The sequence below is a fragment of the Quadrisphaera sp. GCM10027208 genome (assembly GCF_042658805.1).
Lineage (GTDB): Bacteria > Actinomycetota > Actinomycetes > Actinomycetales > SCSIO-59966 > SCSIO-59966.
Window position 1 is genome coordinate 19,973 of sequence record NZ_JBHSRC010000003.1, and the last position, 23,605, is coordinate 43,577.

A 23,605-nucleotide genomic window follows, 5' to 3' on the forward strand; every position below is an offset into this window, starting at 1 on the left:
GAGGTTCCTTCCTCGGGCTGATCGGGGGACCGCCCGATCCTACGGAACCGCGGTCACGGCACCGAACCCGCTGCCGGTCCGGCGAAACCCCGCGTCCAGGTCAGCCCGGTTCCCCGCTGCGCTTGCGCCGGATCACGACGACGAGGTCCACCGCGGCGACCAGTGCCCCGAGCGCCAGCAGGACCACGAGCACGGTCGACACCTCGGCCTGCGCCGCCAGCACCGCGAGCACGATGCACAGCACGAGGCCGAACCCGGCCAGCCACAGCCGCAGGGTGAGTGCGCTGCGGGCCGGCGGGGCGCCGCCGATCCCGGAGGTCGGGTCGTGGTAGTCGGGCCGCCCCCGCCGCGGGTCGCTCTGGTCGCTGGTGCCGTCCTGACCGGTCATGCCTCAGGCGTACCCACGGCCGGGCGCCGTCATGCCGCCGGGCGACCCCGCGACCGGCGTCCGCGACCCGTCCGGCCGGGCACGCCGCTACGACACGTCGACGGCGGCGCCGGGCCGCGGCATCTCCACCCACGTCCGGCCCGGGGCGAGCCGCACCGGGCCGCCGTCGTCGGTGACGAGCTCGAACGGCTCCCCCGGCGCCCCCTTGCGCCACGTGCCGGTGACCGCGGACCCGCCGGACAGGACGAGCAGCTCCCCGGAGGCGTCGACGACCTGCAGCACGTCGACCGGCTGCCCGGAGCCCGCGGCGAGCTTCTCCCGCCGGGACTCCACGAACAGCACGACGACGTTCTGCGCGCCGACCCGGTCGCCGTCGGCGGTGACGTGCGGGCCCCACGGCTCGGACCGCTCGTACCGGCCGTCCGCGTCGTCCCACGTCCAGGAGACCGTCCACTGCGCGCCGTAGGGGACGGTGAGCCGGCGGGCCGGCTGCCCGTCGGTGACCGCGGTGGCACCAGCGACGTCCTCGGCGTGCTCGAGGTACGGGGCCGGCGGGCGCGTGGACTCGGCGAGCTCGAGCAGCCGGGCCGGGTCGACCAGCACGTGGTCGGGGGCGGGCCGGTCGCCGTCCACCGGGTAGGCGCCGGTGCCGTGCACGGTCAGGCTGCCGAGGTTCTCCAGGTCCCCGGTGTCCTCGACGTAGCGCAGCACCCACTCGGCGCCCATCGTGTTGGCGAACACCGGCCGCAGCGGTGACAGCAGCGCGGCGTCCATCGGCCGCACCGAGCGCACCGGCCCGACCCGCTGCGGCAGCTCGGAGTGGAACACCGCCGCCAGCCGCGTGTACGACGCGCCGATCGGCTCGACGAGGACGAGGTCGGCGCGGTCGACCCCGACCTGCGGGTGCGCCTGGCGGACGTCGGACACCTTCACCGCGACCGCGGGTCGCTCCAGGACCGACGGGTCGGCGACCTCGACACCGGTCAACGGCGCCCGCACGCCACTGCCGCCCGGCTCGGCGGCCTGCGTCGGCGCGGCGGTGCTCGGCGTCGCGGTGGCCTGCGGCTGGGGCCCGGGCGAGGAGCAGGCGGCCACGGCGGCCACGACAACGACGGACGCCGCGAGCACGGTCAGCAGCCGGGGACGGGTGCGCACCGGGTCAGCGAAGCACAGCGCGGCGCAACCGTCCGGCGATCAGCCCGGCGTGTCCGCCGCCGCCCGGACGACGGGGCGAAGGTCCTGCTCCGGCGGCGTCCAGGTCGCCGGGTCCGCCGGCACCTGCTCCCCGGAGCGGATGTCCTTGACCTCGTGGCCGCCGTCGTCCTGGGGGAACCAGACGAACGGGATGCCCCGCCGGTCGGCGTAGCGGATCTGCTTGCCGAACTTCGCCGCGGACGGCGACACCTCGGTCGGCACGCCGCGGGCCCGCAGCGCCGCGGCGACGGCGTCCGAGTCCGCCCGGCGGGCCTCGTCGACGACGGCGACGACGACCGCGGTGGGCACCGACCGGGACGCGGTGAGCGCCCCGCGGGCCAGCAGCGGCGCGAGGGTCCGGGTGACCCCGAAGGAGATGCCGACGCCGGGGTAGGTCGTCGACCCGTCCGAGGCCAGCGCGTCGTACCGGCCGCCCGAGCAGATCGAGCCCAGGTGCTCGTAGCCGAGCAGGCGGGTCTCGTAGACGGTGCCGGTGTAGTAGTCCAGCCCACGGGCCACGGACAGGTCCGCGACGACGTCCACCCGCTCTGAGCGCAGGTCGGCGCACCCGGCCAGGACGGCGACGAGCTCGGCCAGGCCCTCCTCCAGCAGCGGGTGCTGCACCCCCAGGGCCCGGACCCGCTGCGCGAACCCGGCCGCGTCGTCCGCGCCGGAGCTCAGCTGCGGCAGCCGCAGGCACCCGGCGACCTGGGCGTCGTCGAGCCCGACGTCCTCGCGCAGCTGACGGGCGACCTCGTCGCCGCCCACCTTGTCCAGCTTGTCGACGACGCGCATGACGGCGGCGACGTCGTCCACACCCAGGCCCCGGTAGAAGCCCTCGATCAGCTTGCGGTTGTTGAGCTGCAGCCGGACGCCGGGCAGCGGCAGCCGGGACAGCGCGTCCACCATGACCCGGGCCATCTCCACGTCGTGGTGGGGGGCGAGCGTGTCGCGGTCGACGACGTCGATGTCGGCCTGGAGGAACTCGCGGTATCGACCCTCCTGCGGCCGCTCCCCGCGCCACACCTTCTGGATCTGGTAGCGGCGGAACGGGAACTGCAGCCGGCCGGCGTTCTCCAGCACGTACCGGGCGAACGGCACGGTGAGGTCGAAGTGCAGGGCGAGCTGGTCACCGCCGGCGTCCTCGCCGGTGTCGTCGGCGTGCAGCCGGCGGACGACGTACACCTCCTTGTCGATCTCGCCCTTGCGCAGCAGCACGGACAGCGGCTCCACGGCGCGGGTCTCGATGCCGGCGAACCCGTACAGCTCGAAGGTGGCGCGCAGCGAGTCGAGCACCTGCTGCTCGACGACCCGGTCGGCGGGCAGGAGCTCGGGGAACCCGGACAGCGGCGTCGGGCGGGCCATCAGCGCGCCACCTCCAGCAGAAAGGGGTTGCTGGCCCGCTCCCGGCCGATCGTCGTCGCGGGCCCGTGCCCGGGCAGCACCAGCCGGTCGTCGGGCATCGGCAGGACGACGTCCCGCAGGGAGCGCAGCATCGCGGCGTGGTCCCCGCCGGGCAGGTCGGTGCGGCCGATGCTGCCGGCGAACAGGACGTCCCCGCTGAGCGTCGTCGCGGTCGGCGGCGCCGCGGCGTCCTCGACGCGCAGGCCGTCCGGCACGTCGTCCACGGTGAACATCACCGATCCCTCGGTGTGCCCGGGGGCGTGCTGCACGGTGAGGTCGATGCCGGCCAGGGCGAGCCGCTCGCCGTCGACGAGGGTGCGCACGTCGTCCGGCTCGGCCCAGGCCGCGGCGCTGCCGAACTGCTGCTCGAGCATGCCGACGAGGGAGGGGTCCAGAGTGCTGATCGGGTCGGCGAGCCGGTAGGCGTCCTCCCCGTGGATCAGCGCCGGGACGTCGTGGGCCCCGCACACCGGGGTGACCGAGTAGACGTGGTCGAGGTGGCCGTGGGTGAGCAGGACGGCGGCCGGGCGCAGCCGGTGCTCGCGCAGCACCTCGGCGAGCCGGTCCAGGACGCCGACGCCGGGGTCGACGACGAGGCACTCCTGACCGGCGCCGGGAGCCAGCACGTAGCAGTTGGTCCCGAAGGCGGCGGCGGGGAATCCGGTGACGAGCACCGGGCGAGCCTATCGACGGGCCCTGCTGAATAGACTGCGCGTCCCGAGCAGGGGAAGGAGCCCGAGTGTCGCCGAGCCAGCGCGAGCGCGAGTACGAGCGCCGCCGCTACGAGAAGTGGCGGGACCGCCAGGCCGCCCGGCAGGCCGCCGCCCGGCGGCGCCGCCGGGCCCTGCTCGTGGTGGCCGCCACCGTCGCGGTGCTGGCCGTCGTCGGCGGGGTGACGTGGCTCGCGCTCGGTGGCGACGACGAGCCGGAGGCGACCGCGACCCCCACCGACGCCGCAGCCACGCAGACCTCCCCCACCGACGCCGCCACCGGGACCGCCGACGCGGCGAGCCCGTGCCCCGCGCCGACCGTGACACCCCCGGCCGAGCCCGTGCAGCTCGACACCGCACCCGACCCGTCGGTCGCCGAGGGCCGCACCTGGACGGCGACCATCGCGACGTCCTGCGGCGACGTCACCGTCGACCTGCTCGGTGAGCAGGCCCCGCAGGCGGTGGCCTCGTTCGTCACCCTGGCCCAGGAGGACTTCTTCGTCGGCACCCCGTGCCACCGGCTCACCACCGAGGGCATCCACGTGCTGCAGTGCGGCGACCCGACCGGGACCGGCACCGGGGGCCCCGGCTACACCTTCGGCCCGGTGGAGAACGCCCCCGCCGACGACGTCTACCCGGCCGGCACCCTGGCGATGGCCCGGGTCGGCGGGGACGCCGGCAGCCAGGGCTCGCAGTTCTTCCTCGTCTACGAGGACTCGACCATCCCGTCGGACTCCGCCGGCGGGTACACCGTCTTCGGCCGGGTCACCGACGGCCTGGACGTCGTCCGGCAGGTCGCCGAGGGCGGCGTCGAGGGCGGCGCCACGGACGGCGCGCCCGCCTGGCCGGTCAGCCTGGAGCAGGTGACGGTGCAGTGACCACGACCCCGCACAACCCCGTCCCCGAGGAGAACCCGGTGGTGGACAACGAGTCCGAGCACCGACCTGGCGCGCCGCGTCCGACGCCGCGTCCGACGCCGCGTCCCGTGCCCCGACCGGTCCCCCGCCCCGCCGAGCGGGCCCAGCAGCCGGCGGCCGAGGCCCCCGGACCGGCGGTCGTCGTCCCGGCCCGACCGGCGAGCGACCCCGCCCGGTGGGGCCGGGTGGCCGAGGACGGCACGGTCTACGTCCGCACCGGGGACGGCGAGCGGCCGGTCGGCAGCTACCCCGGCGCCACCCCGCAGGAGGCGCTGGCGTACTTCGGCCGCAAGTACGACGACCTGGTCGCCCAGGCCGACCTGCTCGAGCAGCGGCTCACGACCACCGACGTCGCCCCCAAGGACGCGAACCGGGCGCTGCGCACGCTGCGCGAGGCACTCGCCGAGGCGAAGGCGGTGGGGGACCTCGACGCCCTGGCGGCGCGGGTCGAGGCGCTCGACGCCCTGGCCGCCGAGCAGCGCAAGGCCGCCGACCGCCGCCGGTCCGCCGAGCGGGAGGCCGCCCGCACCGCCCGCCTCGCCCTCGTCGAGGAGGCCGAGCGGCTCGCCGCCGAGGAGCCCGAGCGGATCCAGTGGAAGCAGACCGGCGACCGGCTCCGGGAGCTGTTCGAGGCGTGGAAGGAGGCGCAGCGCTCCGGGCCCCGGCTGGACAAGCCGGTCGAGGACGAGCTGTGGAAGCGGTTCAGCCACGCCCGCACCACGTTCGACCGCAAGCGCCGCACGCACTTCTCCACCCTGGAGAAGCAGCACGACGAGGTGCGGGCGGTCAAGGAGAAGATCGTCGCCGAGGCCGAGGAGCTCGCCGACTCCACCGACTGGGGCCCGACGTCGGGGGCGTTCCGGTCGTTGATGGACCGGTGGAAGGCGGCGGGCCGGGCGGCGCGCAAGGACGACGACGCGCTGTGGGCCCGGTTCCGCGCCGCCCAGGACCGGTTCTTCTCCGCCCGCAACGCCGCCCAGGCCGAGCAGGACCAGGAGTACACGGCGAACCTCGCGGTCAAGGAGCAGCTGCTCGCCGAGGCGGAGGCGCTGCTGCCAGTGACCGACGTCCGGGCCGCCCGCGCCCGGCTGCGGGACATCGCCGAGCGCTGGCAGCGGGCCGGCAAGGTTCCCCGCGGGGACGTGCAGCGGGTGGAACGGCGGATGCGGGCGGTCGAGCAGGCGGTCGCGGACGCCGAGCAGGAGCGGTGGCGGCGGTCCAACCCGGAGGCCCGGGCGCGGGCGACCGGGGCGCTGGAGCAGCTGGAGCAGTCCATCGCCGCGCTCGAGGCCGACCTGGAGTCCGCCCGTGCCACCGGTGACGACCAGCGGGTGCGGGACGCCGAGGAGGCCCTCACCGCGCGGCGGGCGTGGCTGGAGCAGGTCCGGAAGGCGGCGGAGGACTTCTCCGGCTGACCCGGTCGACGGCTCGCGCGCCGTCCACAGCCGGCCCGGCGGGCCGGGGCGGTGGCGGCGCATCCTGCCGGGGTGGAGGCCACCGAGGAGCACCCGCTGGACTGGCTGCGGCCGCGCCGCTCGCCGGGCGCCGTCCTGCGCGCCGACGTCGACCTGCCGGCCGCCGAGCTGGACGCGCTGGCCCGGGCCGGGCGGGTGGTGCGGGTCACCGACCGGGTGCACCTGGCCGCCGAGGCCGCGGCGTGGCGATCCGGTCGGGCGGCGGCCCTGGCGGCCGTGCTCGGGCCGGAGCACCTGGCCCGCGGGGTGGTCGGGCTGCGCGCCGCCGCCTGGGCGCACGGCGCTGACGTCGACCCCGCGCCGGTCGACCTGCTCGTGCCCCGCGCCGTGGCACCCTGGCGGCTGCCTCCCGGGGTCCGGGAGGTGACCAGCGACGTGCCGGCCGCCCAGGTGGTGACCGTCGCCGGCGTCCGGCTCACCTCACCGGCGCGGACGGCGGCGGACGTCGCCCGGCGGCTGCCCCCGGACGTCGCCGGGCCGCTGGTCGCGGCCCTGCTGGCGCGCGGGGCGCAGGTCGAGGACGTACTGGCACTCGTCGACCAGGAGCACTGGCCGTGGGCGGTGCGGGCCCGGGAGCTGGTGCGGCGGTTCAGCCGGACGCGCGCTCCCGGCTCGGCGTCGTCCGGCGACCGGTGAGGCGGTAGGCGTCGAAGACGCCGTCGACGCGCCGGACCGCGTTCATGACGTGCCCGAGATGCTTGGGGTCGGCCATCTCGAAGGCGAACTTCGAGATCGCCACCCGGTCCCGGGACGTCGTCACGCTCGCGGACAGGATGTTGACGTGGTTGTCGGACAGCACCCGGGTGATGTCCGACAGCAGCCGGGAGCGGTCCAGCGCCTCGACCTGGATCTGGACGAGGAACACGCTCGCGGAGCTCGGCGACCAGTCCACCTCCACGACCCGGTCCGGCTGGGCGAGCAGGCCGGCGACGTTGCCGCAGTCCTTGCGGTGCACCGACACGCCGTGCCCGCGGGTGACGAAGCCCATGATCGGGTCGCCGGGCACCGGTGTGCAGCAGCGGGCCAGCTTGACCCACACGTCGTCGGCGCCCTTGACGACCACGCCCGGGTCACCGGTGCGGGGGCGGCGAGGGCCCTTCGTCGGCAGCGTCGCCTCGGCGAGGTCCTCCTCCGCGCCGTCCGCGCCGCCGAGGGCGGCGACGAGCCGCTCCACCACGTGCCCGGCCGACACGTGGCCCTCGCCGACGGCCGCGTACAGCGCCGACACGTCCTGGTAGCGCATCTCGGTGGCCAGGGCGACGAGCGACTCGTGCGACATCAGCCGCTGCAGTGGCAGGTGCTGCTTGCGCATCGCCTTGGCGATGGCGTCCTTGCCCTGCTCGATCGCCTCCTCGCGGCGCTCCTTGGAGAACCACTGCCGGATCTTGTTGCGGGCCCGCGGGCTCTTGACGAACGTCAGCCAGTCCCGGCTCGGGCCGGCGCCCTCGACCTTGGACGTCAGCACCTCGACGACGTCGCCGTTGTCGAGCTGGGACTCCAGCGGCACGAGCCGGCCGTTGACGCGGGCGCCCATCGTCCGGTGCCCCACCTCGGTGTGCACGGCGTAGGCGAAGTCGACCGGGGTGGAGCCGTAGGGCAGTGCGACGACGGCGCCCTTGGGGGTGAAGACGTACACCTCCCGGGCGTTCATCTCGAAGCGCAGCGAGTCGAGGAACTCTCCGGGGTCCTCGGTCTCGCGCTGCCAGTCCAACAGCTGGCGCAGCCACGCCATGTCGTTGACCGAGCCGGTGCTGCCGGTCTCCCCCGGCTTGCCCCCGGCGACCGCACGGTCCTTGTACTTCCAGTGCGCGGCCACGCCGTACTCGGCGCGGCGGTGCATGTCGTGGGTGCGGATCTGGATCTCGACCGGTTTGCCGCCGGGCCCGATGACCGTCGTGTGCAACGACTGGTACATGTTGAACTTGGGCATCGCGATGTAGTCCTTGAACCGCCCCGGCACCGGGTTCCACCGGGCGTGCAGGGCCCCGAGGACGGCGTAGCAGTCCCGGACCGTGTCGACGAGCACCCGGACGCCGACGAGGTCGTAGATGTCGGCGAAGTCGCGACCCCGCACGATCATCTTCTGGTACACCGAGTAGTAGTGCTTCGGCCGCCCGGTGACCACCGCCTTGATCCGCGAGTCGCGCAGGTCGGCGGCGATCTGCTCACGGACCCCGTTGAGGTACTCCTCGCGGGCGGGCGCGCGCTCGGCGACGAGGCGGACGATCTCGTCGTGCACGCCCGGGTAGAGCGTGGCGAACGACAGGTCCTCCAGCTCCCACTTGATGGTGTTCATGCCCAGCCGGTGCGCGAGCGGGGCGTAGATCTCCAGGGTCTCGCGGGCCTTGCGCTGCGCGGCGTCCGGCGAGACGTACCGCCACGTGCGGGCGTTGTGCAGCCGGTCCGCCAGCTTGATCACCAGCACCCGGATGTCCCGGGCCATCGCGACGACCATCTTGCGGACGGTCTCGGCCTGCGCGGCGTCGCCGTAGGTGAGCTTGTCGAGCTTGGTCACCCCGTCGACGAGCATCGCGATCTCCTCGCCGAAGTCGGCGCGGAGCTTGTCCAGCGTGTAGTCGGTGTCCTCGACGGTGTCGTGCAGGAGGGCGGCCGCCAGCGTCGCCGGTGTCATCCCGAGCTCGGCGAGGATGGTCGCGACCGCGACCGGGTGGGTGATGTAGGGGTCCCCGCTCTTGCGGCGCTGCCCGCGGTGGGCCTGCTCGGCGACGGCGTAGGCGCGCTCGAGGACGGACACGTCGGCCTTCGGGTGGTTGGCCCGCACCGAGCGCAGCAGCGGCTCGAGCACCGGGGAGACGGTGGTGGAGTGCCGCCCGAGTCGGGCCAGCCGCCGTTTGAGGCCGACCCCGCCGGTCTCGACGGGACGGACGGGCGCCCCGGACGACGAGCCGCCGGCCGGCCGTGCCCCGGCAGGTGCCGCAGCGGTGTCAGAGGCGGCGGTGTCAGAGGTGGCGGTCTCGGGGGCCACGGTGTCCGCGGTCGAGATCACGGGGGCGACGGCGTCCACGGGCTCCGACGGGCGCAGCAGGGCCTCGGGCGGGCTGACGGCCGCCGGGTTGCGCGTAACCACCTCGTCGGGCACCTGACCTCCTGGTCCCGCCACAGCGGGACGTCGTGAGACCAGTAGTCTACGGCTACACGCTCAGGACGCTCACGACGTCCCGGCCGGCGAGCTTCTCCCGCCCCCGCAGCGCCTCGATCTCCATCAGGCACCGGACGCCGACGACGTGCGCCCCCGCCCGCTCGAGCAGGTCCCAGGCCGCCACCGCGGTGCCGCCGGTGGCCAGCACGTCGTCGACGAGGACGACCCGCTGCCCGTCCGGGAAGGCGTCGGCGTGCACCTCGATCTCCGCCGACCCGTACTCCAGGTCGTAGACCTCCGCGACGACGTCCGAGGGCAGCTTGCCGGCCTTGCGCACGGGCACGAACCCGACGCCGAGGTGCAGCGCGAGCGGCGCGGCCAGGACGAAGCCGCGCGCCTCGATCCCGGCGACCGCCTCGGTGCCGGGGGGCACGAGGTCGGCGAGCGCCTCGATGCTCGCCCGGAACGTCCCCGGGTCAGCCAGCAACGGGGTGATGTCCTTGAACAGGACACCGGGCTGGGGGTAGTCCGGGACGTCGCGGATCCGGGCCAGCAGCGCCTGCTCCCGGGTGGTGCTCACCGCCGGCCTCGGCGGTTGCGACGAGGCTGGGCCCGTTGGCCGCCGCTCTCCCGGCGGCCGCCGGACTGGTCGGGCCGGTCTGGCCGGTCTGGCCGGTCGGGCCGGTCGGGCCGGTCGGCGACGGCCGTGGCGGTGCTGCCGGGGGTGGCGGTGCTGGCGGCGGTGGCCGGTCCACCGGCGGCGGCCGGGGCGTCCGCGGTGGCCGCCGCGCCCGCGCCCTGGCGCGCCTCCGAGGAGCGACGGGCCCGGACCCGCAGGGCCTGCTCCTGCACCTCGGGGTCCCGGCTGCGCAGGTGCACCCACAGCGGGGTGGCGAGGAAGATCGAGGAGTACGTCCCGACGATGAGCCCGACGAACAGGGCGAGCGCGATGTCCTTGAGCGTGCCGGCCCCGAGCAGGAAGGCGCCGATGAACAGGATCGAGCCGACGGGGAGCAGCGCGACGACCGAGGTGTTGATGGAGCGCACCAGGGTCTGGTTGACGGCGAGGTTCGCCGCCTCGGCCAGGGTGCGGCGGCTGACGGTCAGCACGTGCCGGGTGTTCTCCCGGACCTTGTCGAACACGACGACCGTGTCGTAGAGGGAGTAGCCCAGGATGGTGAGGAACCCGATGACGGTGGCCGGGGTGACCTCGAAGCCGATGAGGGCGTAGATGCCGACGGTGACCACGACGTCGTGCAGCAGGGCGACGAGCGCGGCGACGGCCATCTCCCAGTTGCGGAAGAACAGCGCCAGACCGACCCCGACGAGGACGAGGAAGATGACGAGTGCGCGCAGCGACTTGCTCGTCACGTCCTCCCCCCACGTCGCGCCGACGTACGAGGACGTCACCGCACCGGCGTCGACGTCGTAGGCGTCGGCCAGCGCCGTGCGCAGCTCGTCGGTCTGCTCGTCGTCCAGCCGCTCGGTCTGCACCCGCACGGTGTCGTCACCGATCACCGACACCCGCGGCACCTGGCCGGTGCCGAGGACGTCCTCGACGGCGTCCACCGCCGGGGTCTCCGCGGTCTGCTCGACGCCGCTGATCCGGTACTCCGACCCGCCCCGGAACTCGATACCGGGGTTGAGCCCCTTGACCAGCAGGAGCAGCAGGGACAGCACGAAGATGGTGATCCCGATGCCGTACCAGAGGTTGCGTCGTCCGACGATGTTGTAGGACCGGCGGCCGGTGTACAGCTCGTTGCCCCACTGGGCGAAGCTCGGCATGGCTCAGGACTCCTTCGCCCGGCTGCTGCCGGCGTTCTCGGGCTCAGACTGCTCCTGCGCGGCCGGCTGCTCCTGAGCAGTCGCCTGCTCTTGAGCGGCGCGCTCCTGCTCGGCCTTGCGCTGCGCGGCCTTGCGCTCGGCGAGGGTCATCCGCGGCTGGTCCGGCGCGGCGGGTGCCCGCCGGCCCCGGCCGGGCTGGCGGACCCGGCCACGACCGGCGTAGGCGACGGTGCGTCCGAGGTGCTCGGCGTCGAAGCCCGAGAGCCGGTGCCCTCCGCCGAAGAACTTCGTCCTGGCCAGCAGCACGAGCACCGGGTGGGTGAACATGACGACGACGAGCAGGTCGATGAGGGTCGTCAGGCCCAGGGTGAAGGCGAACCCGCGGACGCCGCCGACGGCGAGCAGGTAGAGCACGACGGCGGCGAGGAAGTTCACCGAGTCCGAGGCAAGGATGGTCCGCCGGGCGCGCTTCCAGCCGTTCTCCACCGCGACGATGAGGCTGCGACCCTCCCGGACCTCGTCGCGGACCCGTTCGAAGTAGACGATGAACGAGTCGACGGTGATGCCGATGGCGACGATCAGCCCGGCGACACCGGGCAGGCTGAGCCGGTACCCCTGGTACCAGGACAGCAGGGCGATGGCCAGGTAGGTGATGAGCCCGGCGAGCAGGAGGCTGGCGACGGTGACGAGGCCCAGGGCCCGGTACTGCAGCACGGAGTAGACGACGACGAGGCCGAGGCCGATGACGCCGGCGAGCAGGCCTCGCTGGAGCTGCTCGGAGCCGAGCAGCGCGGAGATCTGGTCCTCGGTCTCGACCTGGAACGAGATCGGCAGCGCGCCGAACTTCAGCTGGTTGGCGAGGGTCTGCGCGCTCTCCTGGTCGAACGACCCGCTGATCTCAGCCTGGCCGGTGGGGATCGGCTCGTTGACCCTGGGGGCGGACACGACGAGCCCGTCCAGGACGATGGCGAACTGGTTCTGCGGCGGGGGCAGGGTGACGAGCCGCTCGGTGGTCTCCCGGAACGCCTCGGCGCCCTCGTCGTCGAACTCCAGCTGGACGACCCACGTGTTCGTCTGCACGCCTTGGGCGGTGACGGCCAGACCGGCCTCGGCCGAGGCGATGTTCGTGCCCTCGACCTCGACCGGGCCGAGGATGTACTTGGCGAGCCCGTCCTGGGAGCAGGTGACGAGCGGCTGGGTGGGGTCGTCGGCGGCGCCGCCGGTCAGGTTGCTCTCGTCGGTGCAGTCGAGCTCGGCGAACTGCTGCTGGATCTCCGGGGTGATCCAGGCCAGGTCGCTCGGGCTGGTGGGCTCAGGCGCGGGAGCCTCCTCGCCGGGAGCTCCCTCGGTGGCGGTCTGGTCCGCCGGCTCACCGGTCGGTGCCGGGGTCGCGGGCGTGGTCGGGGTGCCGGCGGCGCCCAGGTGCCGGGGCACGGCCCGCTGGTCGGTCGTCGCGGTCGGCGCCGGCGCGATCGTGGCGTCCGGCTCGGACGTCGCACCCTGCGTCGGCGTCCCGGTGGGCTCGCCGGTCGGCGTCGTCGTCGGGTCGCCGCTGGGCTCTGCAGTCGGCTCCCCGGTGGGCTCCGCGGTGGGCTCCGCGGTGGGCTCCGGCTGGGGGGGCAGCGCGGCCGCCTCGACGAGCACGGGGCGGAACCGCATCTGCGCGGACTGCCGGACCAGCTCCCGGGCCTGCGCCTGCTCCTCCGGGGAGCCCGGCAGCTCGACGACGATGTTGCGGCCACCCTGGCTGGAGACCTCCGCCTCGGACACACCGGAGGCGTTGACCCGCTGCCGGATGATCGCGATGGCGTCGTCGATGGTCTGGTCGGTGATCTCGCCCTGCCCGGGCTCGACGACCGGGGTGAGGACGATCTGGGTGCCGCCGGCGAGGTCGAGCGCGAGCTTGGGCGCCAGGCTCGCGTCCGACCAGCGGATGCCCGCGAACAAGGTGCCCGCCATCACCAGGACGAGCAGCCCCAGCGCGCCGAGGGTCCGCCCGGGGCGGGAGCCAGGAGCGCGGTTGGCCACCTCAGCGCCCCGGGCTCGTGCCGGCGTCCGGCGAGCTGCCGGCGTCCGGGGAGCTGCCGGCGTCCGGGGAGTCTCCGGGCGAGGGCGGCGTGAGGATGCGAGCGATGGCCTGGCGGGCCCACTGCGTGGTGACGCCGGGGGCGACCTCGACGCTGACCCGGTCACCGTCGACCCCGCGCACGGTGCCGAACACGCCGGAGGTCGTCATGACCTCCTGGCCGGGGGTCAGCCGCTGCTGCATCTGGGCCATCTCGCGCTGCTGACGACGCGTGCGCATCGTGATCAGCAGCAGCGGCAGCAGCAGGAGCAGCGGGATGAGCAGCTCGATACCCATGGAGGTCAGTCACGTCCCTTCGGGGCGCGGGCGCGCCCCGTTCGTGTGCGTCGTCGGGTCGCCGTCCCAGTCATCGGACGGTCCCGCGGCACCCGGCGACGCGGGTCCGCGACGGTCGGCGGCCCCGGGGAGTCTAGGCGAGGCCGGCGAGCGCGGACAACGACGCCCCTCCTCGGCGCGTCGGGCCGGCCCGGCGCCGGCTCAGTCGCCCTCCTGCCCGGCGATGCCGACGTCCAGGTCGTCGATGCCGTCGTCCAGGTCGTCGATGCCGTCGCCTATGCCCAGCTCGTCGATGTCCAGGTCGAGGTCGAGCTGGGCCGCGGCAGACCCCCGCGGCGGTCGCAGGCCCAGGTGCCGCCACGCCGCCGGGGTGGCGATCCGCCCTCGCGGCGTCCGGCCGATGAGCCCCTCACGGACGAGGTACGGCTCGGCGACCGTCTCCACCGTCTCCGGCTCCTCCCCCACGGTCACCGCGAGCGTCGACAGCCCGACCGGTCCGCCACCGAACCGGGTGCACAGCGCCTGCAGCACCCCGCGGTCGAGCCGGTCGAGCCCGAGCTCGTCCACCTCGTAGACCGCCAGCGCCGCACGGGCCGCGCCGACGTCGACCCGGCCGTCACCGCGCACCTGCGCCCAGTCCCGCACCCGGCGCAGCAGCCGGTTGGCGACCCGTGGTGTGCCCCGCGAACGGCGGGCGATCTCGACGGCACCGGCCTCGGTCAGCGGGACGTCGAGCAGCTCGGCCGAGCGCTTGAGCACCTGACGCAGCTCGTCCGGCTCGTAGAAGTCGAGGTGGCCGGTGAAGCCGAACCGGTCCCGCAGCGGCGCAGGCAGCAGACCGGAGCGGGTGGTGGCCCCGACGAGGGTGAACGGCGGCAGGTTGAGCGGGATCGCGGTGGCCCCCGGCCCCTTGCCGACGATGACGTCGACCCGGAAGTCCTCCATCGCGACGTAGAGCATCTCCTCGGCCGGGCGGGCCATCCGGTGGATCTCGTCGAGGAACAGCACCTCGTTCTCCTCCAGCGAGGACAGCACCGCGGCCAGGTCGCCGGCGTGCTGGATCGCCGGACCGCTCGTCATCCGCAGCGACGCACCGAGCTCGCTCGCGATGATCATCGCGAGGGTGGTCTTGCCGAGTCCGGGCGGACCGGACAGCAGGACGTGGTCCGGTGCGCGGCGGCGCCGGGTAGCCGCCTCCAGGACCAGGGAGAGCTGCTCACGGACCACCCGCTGCCCGACGAAGTCCGTCAGGCGCTTGGGCCGCAGGGCCGCCTCCGCCGCCCGCTCGGCGTCGTCCGCGCCCGGGGTGACGACCCGGTCGGACGCCGGCCGCCGGGTGCCCAGGTCGTGGTCGCCGTCGTCCACGGTGCCGTCAGCGGTGCCGTCAGCGGTGCCGGCGCCGGCGCCCTCGGGCAGGTCCACCTCGACCGAGCCGTCGGAGAACCTGGCGCCGTCGGAGAACCTGGCGCCGTCGGAGAACCTGGCGCCGTCGGAGAACCTGGCGCCGTCGGAGAACCCTGCGCCGCCCATCAGCTCCGCCCCAGGTGCCGCAGCGCGGCCCGCAGCAGGGCCGGCGTGTCCGGACCCGCCGCGCCGTCCGGCCCGCTCACCGCGGCGACGGCGTCCTGGGCCTGCTTGAGGTTCCAGCCGAGCCCGACGAGCGCATCGACGACCTGGCCGTGCCCGGCGTCCGGGCTCGCTCCGGCGTCATCGGCCGGTGCCGGCGAGGCGCCCTGGGACGGCGGACCGAGCCGGTCACCGAGCTCGAGCACGATCCGCTGGGCGCCCTTGCGGCCGATGCCGGGGACCCGCTGCAGGGCCGCGAGGTCCTCCTCGGCCACCGCCCGGCGCAGCCCCTCGGGGGTGTGCACGGCGAGCATCGCCAGTGCCAGGCGCGGACCGATGCCGGACACGGTCTGCACGCTCTCGAACACGTCCCGGTCGTCGGCGGCGGTGAACCCGAACAGGGTCAGCGACTCCTCCCGGACGACGAGCGAGGTGTGCAGCACCGCCTCCGTCCCGGTGCGCAGCTCGGCCAGCGTCGCCGGCGTGGCCTGGACGAGCAGGCCGACGCCGCCGACCTCGAGCACCGCCGAGTCGAGCCGGACCTGCAGCACCCGGCCCCGCACCGACGCGATCATCGATCCTCCCCTGCCGAACACCTGTACGACGTCGTCCACCGTAGCCAGCGGCCGCGGCCGGCGTCACGCCCGACGCGCCGGGGACCTCTCACCGCCGGCGGGTGGCGGCCACGGCCTGGGCCCACGCCGACTGCGCCGCGGTCGGCGCGCCGCTGTGGCCGGCGACGGCGGTCGGCGCCGAGCCGCGCCACAGGTGGCAGACGGCGAGCGCGAGGGCGTCGGAGGCGTCCGCCGGGCGGGGCGTCGCCGGCAGGTCGAGGATCCGGGTCACCATCGCGGCGACCTGCTCCTTGCCGGCCCGGCCGTCCCCGGTGACGGCGGCCTTGACCTCGCTGGGGGTGTGCAGCGCCACCGGCACCCCGCGGCGGGCGGCCGCGAGCAGGGCGACCCCGGAGACCTGCGCGGTGCCCATCACCGTGCGGACGTTCTGCTGGCTGAACACCCGCTCGACGGCCAGGACGTCGGGGGCGTGCCGGTCCAGCCAGGCCTCGATCACCTCGGCGACGGCGAGCAGCCGCATCTCGAGTCCAGCGTCCGCGGGGGTGCGCACCACGTCGACGGCGACCAGCCGGGCCCGCCGTCCGGCCCGGCCGTCGACGACGCCCAGACCGCACCGGGTCAGGCCGGGGTCGACTCCCAGGACGCGCACCGGCCCACTCTCGCACCCGCCCCCGACGACGACCCGCAGGCGCGCGGACACACCCGCCCCCAACCCTCTTCGTGATCATGCAATCCCGCCACCCCGCACGACCCGCCAGCCCCCCCAACCCCGCCGTGATCATGCAATCCCGCCACCCGGGCAGGTCAGTCCGCGTCGACCTCGGCCATCACGTCGTCCGGGACGTCGAAGTTGGCGTAGACGTTCTGGACGTCGTCGCTGTCCTCGAGGGCGTCGATGAGCCGGAAGATCTTCCGTGCGCCCTCGGCGTCCAGCTCGACCTGGGTGGCCGGGACGAACTGCACCTCCGCGGAGTCGTAGTCGATCCCGGCGTCCTGCAGCGCCGTGCGCACGGCGACGACGTCGGTCGCCTCACTGACCACCTCGTAGGCGTCACCAAGGTCGTTGACCTCCTCGGCCCCGGCGTCCAGGACGGCAGCCAGCACGTCGTCCTCGCCCAGGCCGTCCTTGGGCACGAGGACGACGCCCTTGCGGGTGAACAGGTACGACACGCTGCCCGGGTCGGCCATCGTGCCGCCGTTGCGAGTGAAGGCGACCCGGACGTCGGACGCCGCACGGTTGCGGTTGTCGGTGAGGCACTCGACGAGCACGGCGACACCGTTGGGGCCGTACCCCTCGTACATGATCGTCTGGTAGTCCGCTCCGCCGGTCTCCGCGCCGGACCCGCGCTTGACGGCCCGGTCGATGTTGTCGTTGGGGACCGAGGACTTCTTCGCCTTCTGGATGGCGTCGTAGAGCGTGGGGTTGCCCGCCGGGTCACCGCCGCCGGTGCGAGCAGCCACCTCGATGTTCTTGATCAGCTTGGCGAACATCTTGCCGCGCTTGGCGTCGACAACCGCCTTCTTGTGCTTCGTGGTGGCCCACTTGGAGTGGCCGGACATGAATCTCCCTCGGTCTCGTGCAGCGGGGGTCGATGCTATCGCCGGCAGTCGCGGCCGGTGCTCACCCGAGTCGCTCGCGGACCATGTCGACGAACAGCGCGTGCACCCGCAGGTCCCCGGTCACCTCGGGGTGGAAGGAGGTGGCGAGCAGCCCGCCCTGCCGGACGGCGACCACCCGCCCGGCGGCCGGTCCGGTGCGGACGCTCGCCAGCACCTCGACGTCCGGACCGGCCTCCTCGACCCAGGGGGCCCGGATGAACACGGCCCGGACCGGGCCGCCGTCCACGCCCGCGACGTCGAGGTCCTCCTCGAAGGACTCGACCTGGCGGCCGAAGGCGTTGCGCCGCACGAGCACGTCGAGCCCGCCGAAGGTCTGCTGGCCGTCGATGGCGTCGACAAGCCGGTCGGCGAGCAGGATCATCCCGGCGCACGAGCCGTAGGCCGGCATGCCGTCGGCAATCCGGCGACGCAGCGGCTCGGCGAGGTCGAAGGCGCGGGCCAGCTTGTCGATCGTCGTGGACTCCCCGCCGGGCAGCACGAGCGCGTCGACGGCCTCGAGCTCGCCGGGCCGGCGGACCGGGACGGCGTCCGCGCCCAGCTCGGTCAGCGCCCGCACGTGCTCACGGACGTCGCCCTGCAGGGCCAGGACGCCGACGGTCGGGCGGGTTCGGCCGGAGGAGGTCACGTCGGGACAGCCTAGGCGGCGTCTAGGGTGCGGCCGGTGAGCACACCCCAGCACCTGGCCGGCCGGGCCGCCGAGCTGGACGCCGCCGGTTCGCTCGCCGGCGTCCGGGACCGCTTCGAGCTGCCCGACGGTGTCGTCTACCTCGACGGCAACTCCCTGGGCGCCCTGCCCCGCGGCGTCCAGGCGGCCGTCGAGGACGTCGTCCGCCGACAGTGGGGCCACGACCTCATCGCCTCGTGGAACACCGCGGACTGGTGGGGGGCTCCGACCCGGGTCGGGGACGCCGTCGGGCGCCTCGTCGGGGCCGCCCCCGGTCAGGTCGTCGTCACCGACTCCACCTCGGTCAACCTGTTCAAGTGCTACGTCGCCGCAGCGCGGATGCGCCCCGGCCGGCGGGTCGTCGTCACCGACCCGGGCTCCTTCCCCACCGACCTGTACGTGCTGCAGGGCGCAGCCCGGCTCGCCGACCTGGACGTCGTGCTCGCGTCCCCGCCGGACGTGCCGGCGGTGCTCGCCAAACGCGGTGAGCAGGTAGCACTCGTCGCGCTCTCCCACGTGGACTACCGCACCGGTGAGCTGTGGGACGTGCCGGCGCTGACCCGGGCCGCGCACGACGTCGGGGCGCTGGCGATGTGGGACCTGTGCCACTCCGCCGGCGCGCTGGAGGTGCGCCTGGACGCCGACGGCGTCGACCTCGCCGTCGGCTGCGGGTACAAGTACCTCAACGGCGGTCCGGGTGCCCCGGCATTCCTCTACGTCGCCGCCCGCCACCAGGACGCCTTCGACCAGCCGCTGTCCGGCTGGAACGGACACGCCCGGCCGTTCGCGATGGTGAGCGACTACGAACCGGCCGAGGGTGTGGCGCGCGGACGGGTGGGCACTCCCCCGCTGCTGTCGCTGCTGGCACTGGAGGCGGCGCTCACCGCCTTCGACGGGCTGGCGACGGCGGACGTGCGGCAGCAGTCGGTGTCGCTGACGTCGTTCTTCATCGGGTGCCTGGACGCGCTCGTCCCGGACGTCGAGGTGCTGACCCCCCGGGACGCCGGGCGCCGCGGGTCACAAGTGTCCCTGCGCCACCCGGACGCCTACGCGGTGGTCCAGGCGCTGATCGCCCGCGGGGTCGTCGGGGACTTCCGCGAGCCGGACGTCGTCCGGCTGGGGTTCGCGCCGCTGTACGTCACGCACGGCGACTGCCTGGCCGCGGCCACTGCCCTGCGGGACGTGCTGGCGGCCCGTGAGCACACCGACCCGCGGTTCGCCCACCGCGCCACCGTCACCTGACGCCCCTCGCCCCTCGCCCCTCGCAGAATGCTGGGTTGTTGGCGCAACACGCCGCGTGTCGTGCCGACAACCCAGCATTCTGGAGAGCCCCGAATGCTGTGGCGAAGCGGGCGCTAGGGGCGTGCAGGGTGGCGGGATTGCATGATCACGGGGAGGGGATTGTCGGGCGGGGTCACCAGCCACGCTGGGCGAGGCGGTGCGGCTCCGGGACGGCGTCGACGTTGATGCCGACCATCGCCTCGCCGAGGCCGCGGGACACCTTGGCCAGGACGTCCGGGTCGTCGTAGAACGTGGTGGCCTTGACGATCGCGGCGGCCCGCTCGGCGGGGTTGCCGGACTTGAAGATGCCCGAGCCGACGAAGACGCCCTCGGCGCCGAGCTGCATCATCATCGCCGCGTCGGCGGGGGTGGCGATGCCGCCGGCGGTGAACAGGACGACGGGCAGCCGGCCGGCCTCGGCGACCTCCTTGACCAGCTCGTAGGGCGCCTGCAGCTCCTTGGCCGCCACGAACAGCTCGTCGCGGCTCATCGACCGCAGCCGGTTGATCTCGGCACGGATCTTGCGCATGTGCCCGGTGGCGTTCGAGACGTCACCGGTGCCGGCCTCGCCCTTGGAGCGGATCATCGCCGCACCCTCGGTGATCCGGCGCAGCGCCTCACCCAGGTTCGTCGCACCGCAGACGAACGGGACGGTGAACTGCCACTTGTCGATGTGGTGCTCGTAGTCGGCCGGGGTGAGGACCTCGGACTCGTCCACGTAGTCGACGCCGAGGCTCTGCAGCACCTGCGCCTCGACGAAGTGACCGATCCGGACCTTGGCCATCACCGGGATCGACACCGCCTCGATGATCCCGTCGATGAGGTCCGGGTCGCTCATCCGGGCGACACCGCCCTGCGCCCGGATGTCCGCCGGCACCCGCTCGAGCGCCATCACGGCGACCGCACCGGCGTCCTCGGCGATCTTCGCCTGCTCCGGGGTGACGACGTCCATGATGACGCCGCCCTTGAGCATCTCCGCCATCCCGCGCTTGACGCGCGCGGTACCGACGACGGCGCCGGACTCGGTGGTGGCGGGCTGCTGCTGCTCGGTGGACACTCTCGACCTCTTCGGACGCGCGGGAACGGGTTCGTCGTCCATGGTAGGCCCGGCAGTGCCGTTCCTCGTCAGACGCCGCTGAGGTCCGGCGGCTCGTCGTCGATCTCCACGGTCTGCGGCATCGGTGCCCGCCCCGCGAGCCGGGTCCAGCGGACCACCCGCTTGCCGCGCACCCGCTGGGCCTGCCACACCGCGTCGTTGTGGAACCGCCGGGCCAGCACGACCCGCAGGCAGGCGGCGTCCAGGGCATCGAGGAGGTCGGTGCCGACCGGGTCCGCGCGCAGCGTCCGGACGACGTCCGGGTCGCCGAGGGTGGCCCGCAGCACCCGGGACAGGTCGGACTCGGCGGCCTCACGCCGGGCCAGGTCCCGGTCCAGCGGCGCCTGCGGGTCCAGGCCCTCCTCCTCGGCCGCCTCGAGCGCCTCGCCGGCGGCCGCGGCGAGCAGCACCGAGCTGGCCGGGTCGAGGACCCCGGACGACGCGAGGTCGGCGGCGGCCGCGGCCCGGCGCAGCAGCTGGTTGCCCAGGGCGCCGCGGGCGCCCTGCACCCGGTGGTGCAACCGGTCCAGCCGGCCGGCGGACCAGGTGAGGTACCAGGCGAGCGCGACGAGGACGACGACGACCGCCAGCACGACGGCGACCCAGTCCGGGGTCACGTCGACCGCCACCGAGCCAGCAGGGCCCGGATCCCCGGGTCCTCACGAACCCCCACGTCGCCGGCCATCGCCATCTCGTAGACGGTGAGGATCTCGGCGGTGACCCGGGACCAGTCGTAGCGCCGGACGGCGACCTGGGCGGCGGCCGTGAGCGCCCGCCGCCGGTCGGGGTCGCCGAGGACGTCGGTGACCGCGTCGGCGAGCGCGTCGGCGTCCCCGACCGGGAAGTGGACGCCGAACCGGCCGTCGTCGAGGACCCGGCGGAAGGCGCCGAGGTCGCTGGCCACGACGCAGGTGCCGGCGCTCATCGCCTCGACCAGGACGATGCCGAAGCTCTCCCCGCCGGTGTGCGGGGCGACGTAGGCGTCGACCGAGCGCAGCAGCGACGCCTTGTCGGACTCGCTCACCGCGCCGAGGAAGGTGACGGCCTCGGCGTGCGGGCCGCAGCGGCGGCGGGCCGCGTCGACGTCGCCGCGCCCGGCGACGAGCACCCGGACCCCGGGCACCCGCTCGCGCAGCCGCGGCAGGGCAGCGGCCAGCACCTCGAACCCCTTGCGCGGCTCGTCGAGCCGGCCGAGGAAGGCCAGCGTCGGCGCCTGCGGCGTGCCCTGCCACTCCGGGCGGGGAGCGGCGGTGGCGAACCGGTCGACGAACACGCCGTTGGGGATGACGACGGCGTCCCCGCCGACGTGCTGGACGAGCGTGCGCCGGGCGTCCTCGCTGACGGCGATGCGGGCGGACACCTTCTCCAGGCTGGGCCGGACGAGCGGGTAGGCGGCCTGGTAGGCGCGAGAGCGGACGATGGCCATGTGCCAGGTGGCGACGATCGGTCCGGTCGCCGCCCACAGGGCAAGCAGGGACAGGCTCGGACCGATCGGCTCGTGCAGGTGCAGGACGTCGAAGCGGCCCTCGCCGAGCCAGCGGCGCACCCTGGCGGCGGCGACCGGACCGAACGCGACCCGGGCCACGGAGCCGTTGTAGGGCACCGGGACGGCGCCCCCCGCGCTGGTGACGTACGCCGGGACGGGGGTGTCGTCGTCCGCGGGGGCGAGGACGGACACCTCGTGGCCCCGGGCGATGAGCGCCTCGGCGAGGTCCCGGACGTGGAACTGCACCCCGCCCGGCTGGTCCAGGGAGTAGGGGCAGACGATGCCGACCCTCACGGGGCTCCCCCCGCGGCGTGCGTGCCGGGGCGGCCGGCGGCGAGCCGGGCCGGGTCGAGGTCGGCGGTGAACACCCGCTGCATCATGTGCCAGTCCTCGGGGTGGGCCCGCACGCCCGCGGCCAGGGCGTCGACGCAGTCCTGGGTCATCGCCCGGACGCGCTGCGCCCGGTCGCCGTCGGCGGGCACCGCCACCTGGGGGTGGAACCGGACGACCTGCCGCCACCGGGCGCCGGCCGCCGCGGCCGGGCTGCCCGGCGGGGCCGGCTCGTAGTGCAGGGTCGCCGGGAACAGCGGGACGCCGGCGGCGAGCGCGAGCGCGGCCGGTCCGGGCGCCACCCGGGCCGGTTCGCCGAACATCTCGACCTCGACCCCGCTGCTCGTCAGGTCCCGGTCCATGAGCAGCGGGACGAACGCCCCGTGCCGTACCCGGCGCAGCAGCTCGGGGAACACCGGCGGGCCGCCGGTGAGCGGCAGGATCGTCATCCCCAGCGACTCGCGGAACCGCAGGAACGCGGTGAAGACCTCCTCCGGCTCGAGCCGCTCGGCGACGGTGGTGACGGGGGCGAGCGCGAGGGTCGACCAGGCGCCGGCGTGGTCCCAGTTGCCCTGGTGCCCCAGGCCGATGACGACTCCGCCACGGGCCAGCGCCGCACGCACCGGGGCGTCGTCCTCGGTCCGGACCGTGGCGAGCAGCCGCTCGCGCGACCACGTCGGCAGCCGGAACGCCTCGCACCAGTACCGCAGGTAGGAGCGCATCCCGGCGCGGCTCAGCGCCCGCAGGCCCGCGTCGTCCAGGTCGGGCCGGACCCGGCGCAGGTTCGCCTCGAGCCGGCGCACCCCGGCCCCACGTCGCCACCAGGCGACGTCGGCGACGACGTCGAACAGCCGCAGCGCCAGGCCCTCCGGCAGCACCCGGACGACGGCCCACCCGCCGCGGTAGACGAGCACGGCGACGCGCCGGCGCAGGACCGCGACCGGTCCGCTCACGGCCGGCTCGCGCCCAGGGCCTGGCGGCGCACGGCGAGCACCCGCTGCACGACCGTCCACGCGCTGGCGACGGCGAGCAGGGCCAGGACGACGGTGAGCAGCCCGGTCGGCAGGCCGAGACCGACCAGGCCGGTGGCCACGAGCACGGCAACGAGCCGGTCGGCCCGCTCGGCGAGGCCGCCGCTGGCGGTCATCCCGAGGCCCTCGGCCCGGGCCCGGGCGTACGGCACGAGGGAGCCGAGCACGAGGCACAGCAGCGCGAGGTTCGCCGTGACGGCAGAGTCCCCGGCCCCGCTGAACCACAGCACGAGACCGCCGAACACGGCCGCGTCGGCGACCCGGTCGAGGGTCGAGTCGAGGAACGCGCCCCACGCCGAGGACCGGTTCTGCAGGCGCGCCATCGTCCCGTCGAGGAAGTCGCCGAGCACGAAGGCGGTGATGACCAAGGTCCCGGTGAACAGCTCACCGCGCGGGTAGAAGATGAGCGCGCCCACGGTGACCCCGAGGGTGCCGACGACGGTGACGGCGTCGGGGCTGATCCCCGCCCGCAGCAGTCCAGCCGCGACTGGGGTGACCAGCCGGGTGACGAACGCGCGCGCGTAGCGGTTGAGCATCGGGCGCGAAGCCTACCGGCGGCCCCTTGCGCTCCGGCACGTCCCGCGCTCGGATGGACGGCACCGGCCCGGCGGTCCCGGGCCG

General features: G+C 74.7%; 23 protein-coding genes. 4 read left to right on the top strand and 19 right to left on the bottom strand.

From position 1 onward, the window contains the following. Positions 1 to 100: 100 nt before the first annotated feature. The 4 genes from ACFP6A_RS05525 to ACFP6A_RS05540 all read right to left on the bottom strand — a co-directional run bounded on the left by ACFP6A_RS05525 (position 101) and on the right by ACFP6A_RS05540 (position 3,660). Positions 101 to 388, bottom strand: coding sequence for a DUF6343 family protein (locus tag ACFP6A_RS05525; protein ID WP_379602222.1), 288 nt, complete (start codon positions 386 to 388; stop codon positions 101 to 103). 87 nt (positions 389 to 475) lie between these two features. Further along, entirely contained in the window at positions 476 to 1,543 is a 1,068-nt protein-coding gene (locus ACFP6A_RS05530) for a DUF3048 domain-containing protein (protein WP_379602223.1), read from the bottom strand. Positions 1,544 to 1,582: 39 nt separating this feature from the next. Further along, on the bottom strand, positions 1,583 to 2,947 hold the full coding sequence (gene hisS / locus ACFP6A_RS05535) for a histidine--tRNA ligase (RefSeq protein ID WP_379602225.1): 1,365 nt from the start codon (positions 2,945 to 2,947) through the stop codon (positions 1,583 to 1,585). Continuing rightward, a complete protein-coding gene (locus ACFP6A_RS05540) occupies positions 2,947 to 3,660 on the bottom strand; it encodes an MBL fold metallo-hydrolase (RefSeq protein WP_379602227.1) in 714 nt (237 codons plus the stop codon). Before ACFP6A_RS05540 ends, hisS begins: the two co-directional genes overlap by 1 nt. A 65-nt stretch (positions 3,661 to 3,725) precedes the next feature. Between ACFP6A_RS05540 and ACFP6A_RS05545 the strand changes: the two genes are divergently transcribed. The 3 genes from ACFP6A_RS05545 to ACFP6A_RS05555 all read left to right on the top strand — a co-directional run bounded on the left by ACFP6A_RS05545 (position 3,726) and on the right by ACFP6A_RS05555 (position 6,724). Further along, positions 3,726 to 4,574 carry a peptidylprolyl isomerase gene (locus ACFP6A_RS05545; RefSeq protein ID WP_379602229.1) on the top strand — a complete coding sequence of 283 codons (849 nt, stop codon included), beginning with the start codon at positions 3,726 to 3,728 and terminating at the stop codon, positions 4,572 to 4,574. Next, positions 4,571 to 6,028 carry a DUF349 domain-containing protein gene (locus ACFP6A_RS05550; RefSeq protein ID WP_379602231.1) on the top strand — a complete coding sequence of 486 codons (1,458 nt, stop codon included), beginning with the start codon at positions 4,571 to 4,573 and terminating at the stop codon, positions 6,026 to 6,028. Before ACFP6A_RS05545 ends, ACFP6A_RS05550 begins: the two co-directional genes overlap by 4 nt. Before the next feature lie 72 nt (positions 6,029 to 6,100). Continuing rightward, complete coding sequence (locus ACFP6A_RS05555) at positions 6,101 to 6,724, top strand: type IV toxin-antitoxin system AbiEi family antitoxin (protein WP_379602232.1); 624 nt, start codon at positions 6,101 to 6,103, stop codon at positions 6,722 to 6,724. Here the strand turns inward: ACFP6A_RS05555 and ACFP6A_RS05560 are convergent. The 10 genes from ACFP6A_RS05560 to pdxT form a co-directional block, all read right to left on the bottom strand. Continuing rightward, positions 6,678 to 9,188 carry a RelA/SpoT family protein gene (locus tag ACFP6A_RS05560; protein WP_379602234.1) on the bottom strand — a complete coding sequence of 837 codons (2,511 nt, stop codon included), beginning with the start codon at positions 9,186 to 9,188 and terminating at the stop codon, positions 6,678 to 6,680. The two genes, ACFP6A_RS05555 and ACFP6A_RS05560, sit on opposite strands and share 47 nt — an antisense overlap. Before the next feature lie 52 nt (positions 9,189 to 9,240). Beyond that, entirely contained in the window at positions 9,241 to 9,768 is a 528-nt protein-coding gene (locus ACFP6A_RS05565) for an adenine phosphoribosyltransferase (RefSeq protein WP_379602235.1), read from the bottom strand. After that, the gene (secF, locus tag ACFP6A_RS05570; protein WP_379602237.1) at positions 9,765 to 10,973 is read right to left on the bottom strand and encodes a protein translocase subunit SecF; all 1,209 of its coding nucleotides are present in this window, start codon (positions 10,971 to 10,973) and stop codon (positions 9,765 to 9,767) included. The genes ACFP6A_RS05565 and secF overlap by 4 nt, the downstream gene beginning before the upstream one ends. A 3-nt stretch (positions 10,974 to 10,976) precedes the next feature. Next, positions 10,977 to 13,001, bottom strand: a complete 2,025-nt coding sequence (gene secD / locus ACFP6A_RS05575; protein WP_379602238.1) for a protein translocase subunit SecD — start codon at positions 12,999 to 13,001, stop codon at positions 10,977 to 10,979. A gap of 1 nt (position 13,002) precedes the next feature. Then, positions 13,003 to 13,335, bottom strand: coding sequence for a preprotein translocase subunit YajC (gene yajC, locus ACFP6A_RS05580; protein WP_379602240.1), 333 nt, complete (start codon positions 13,333 to 13,335; stop codon positions 13,003 to 13,005). Positions 13,336 to 13,536: 201 nt separating this feature from the next. Beyond that, positions 13,537 to 14,865 (bottom strand): Holliday junction branch migration DNA helicase RuvB, encoded by a 1,329-nt coding sequence (ruvB, locus tag ACFP6A_RS05585; RefSeq protein ID WP_379602242.1) that lies wholly within the window; start codon positions 14,863 to 14,865, stop codon positions 13,537 to 13,539. Further along, on the bottom strand, positions 14,865 to 15,476 hold the full coding sequence (gene ruvA / locus ACFP6A_RS05590) for a Holliday junction branch migration protein RuvA (protein WP_379602243.1): 612 nt from the start codon (positions 15,474 to 15,476) through the stop codon (positions 14,865 to 14,867). Before ruvA ends, ruvB begins: the two co-directional genes overlap by 1 nt. Before the next feature lie 88 nt (positions 15,477 to 15,564). After that, positions 15,565 to 16,125 (bottom strand): crossover junction endodeoxyribonuclease RuvC, encoded by a 561-nt coding sequence (gene ruvC / locus ACFP6A_RS05595; protein WP_379602245.1) that lies wholly within the window; start codon positions 16,123 to 16,125, stop codon positions 15,565 to 15,567. 155 nt (positions 16,126 to 16,280) lie between these two features. Continuing rightward, positions 16,281 to 17,036 (bottom strand): YebC/PmpR family DNA-binding transcriptional regulator, encoded by a 756-nt coding sequence (locus ACFP6A_RS05600; RefSeq protein ID WP_379602247.1) that lies wholly within the window; start codon positions 17,034 to 17,036, stop codon positions 16,281 to 16,283. Positions 17,037 to 17,097: 61 nt separating this feature from the next. Next, positions 17,098 to 17,721: a pyridoxal 5'-phosphate synthase glutaminase subunit PdxT gene (pdxT, locus tag ACFP6A_RS05605; protein ID WP_379602249.1), complete on the bottom strand. Its 624-nt coding sequence runs from the start codon at positions 17,719 to 17,721 to the stop codon at positions 17,098 to 17,100. Positions 17,722 to 17,757: 36 nt separating this feature from the next. Here pdxT and kynU point away from each other — a divergent pair, with 36 nt between their 5' ends. Then, complete coding sequence (gene kynU, locus ACFP6A_RS05610) at positions 17,758 to 19,002, top strand: kynureninase (RefSeq protein WP_379602251.1); 1,245 nt, start codon at positions 17,758 to 17,760, stop codon at positions 19,000 to 19,002. A gap of 172 nt (positions 19,003 to 19,174) precedes the next feature. On the opposite strand, the gene pdxS is transcribed toward kynU, so the two are convergent. The 5 genes from pdxS to pgsA all read right to left on the bottom strand — a co-directional run bounded on the left by pdxS (position 19,175) and on the right by pgsA (position 23,520). Further along, complete coding sequence (gene pdxS / locus ACFP6A_RS05615) at positions 19,175 to 20,098, bottom strand: pyridoxal 5'-phosphate synthase lyase subunit PdxS (protein WP_379602252.1); 924 nt, start codon at positions 20,096 to 20,098, stop codon at positions 19,175 to 19,177. A 68-nt stretch (positions 20,099 to 20,166) separates the two neighbouring features. Further along, positions 20,167 to 20,766, bottom strand: coding sequence for a hypothetical protein (locus ACFP6A_RS05620; RefSeq protein ID WP_379602253.1), 600 nt, complete (start codon positions 20,764 to 20,766; stop codon positions 20,167 to 20,169). Further along, a complete protein-coding gene (locus tag ACFP6A_RS05625) occupies positions 20,751 to 21,917 on the bottom strand; it encodes a glycosyltransferase family 4 protein (protein WP_379602255.1) in 1,167 nt (388 codons plus the stop codon). Before ACFP6A_RS05625 ends, ACFP6A_RS05620 begins: the two co-directional genes overlap by 16 nt. Then, positions 21,914 to 22,906, bottom strand: coding sequence for a phosphatidylinositol mannoside acyltransferase (locus ACFP6A_RS05630; protein ID WP_379602257.1), 993 nt, complete (start codon positions 22,904 to 22,906; stop codon positions 21,914 to 21,916). The genes ACFP6A_RS05625 and ACFP6A_RS05630 overlap by 4 nt, the downstream gene beginning before the upstream one ends. After that, entirely contained in the window at positions 22,903 to 23,520 is a 618-nt protein-coding gene (pgsA, locus tag ACFP6A_RS05635) for a phosphatidylinositol phosphate synthase (protein ID WP_379602259.1), read from the bottom strand. Before pgsA ends, ACFP6A_RS05630 begins: the two co-directional genes overlap by 4 nt. Positions 23,521 to 23,605 lie beyond the last annotated feature (85 nt).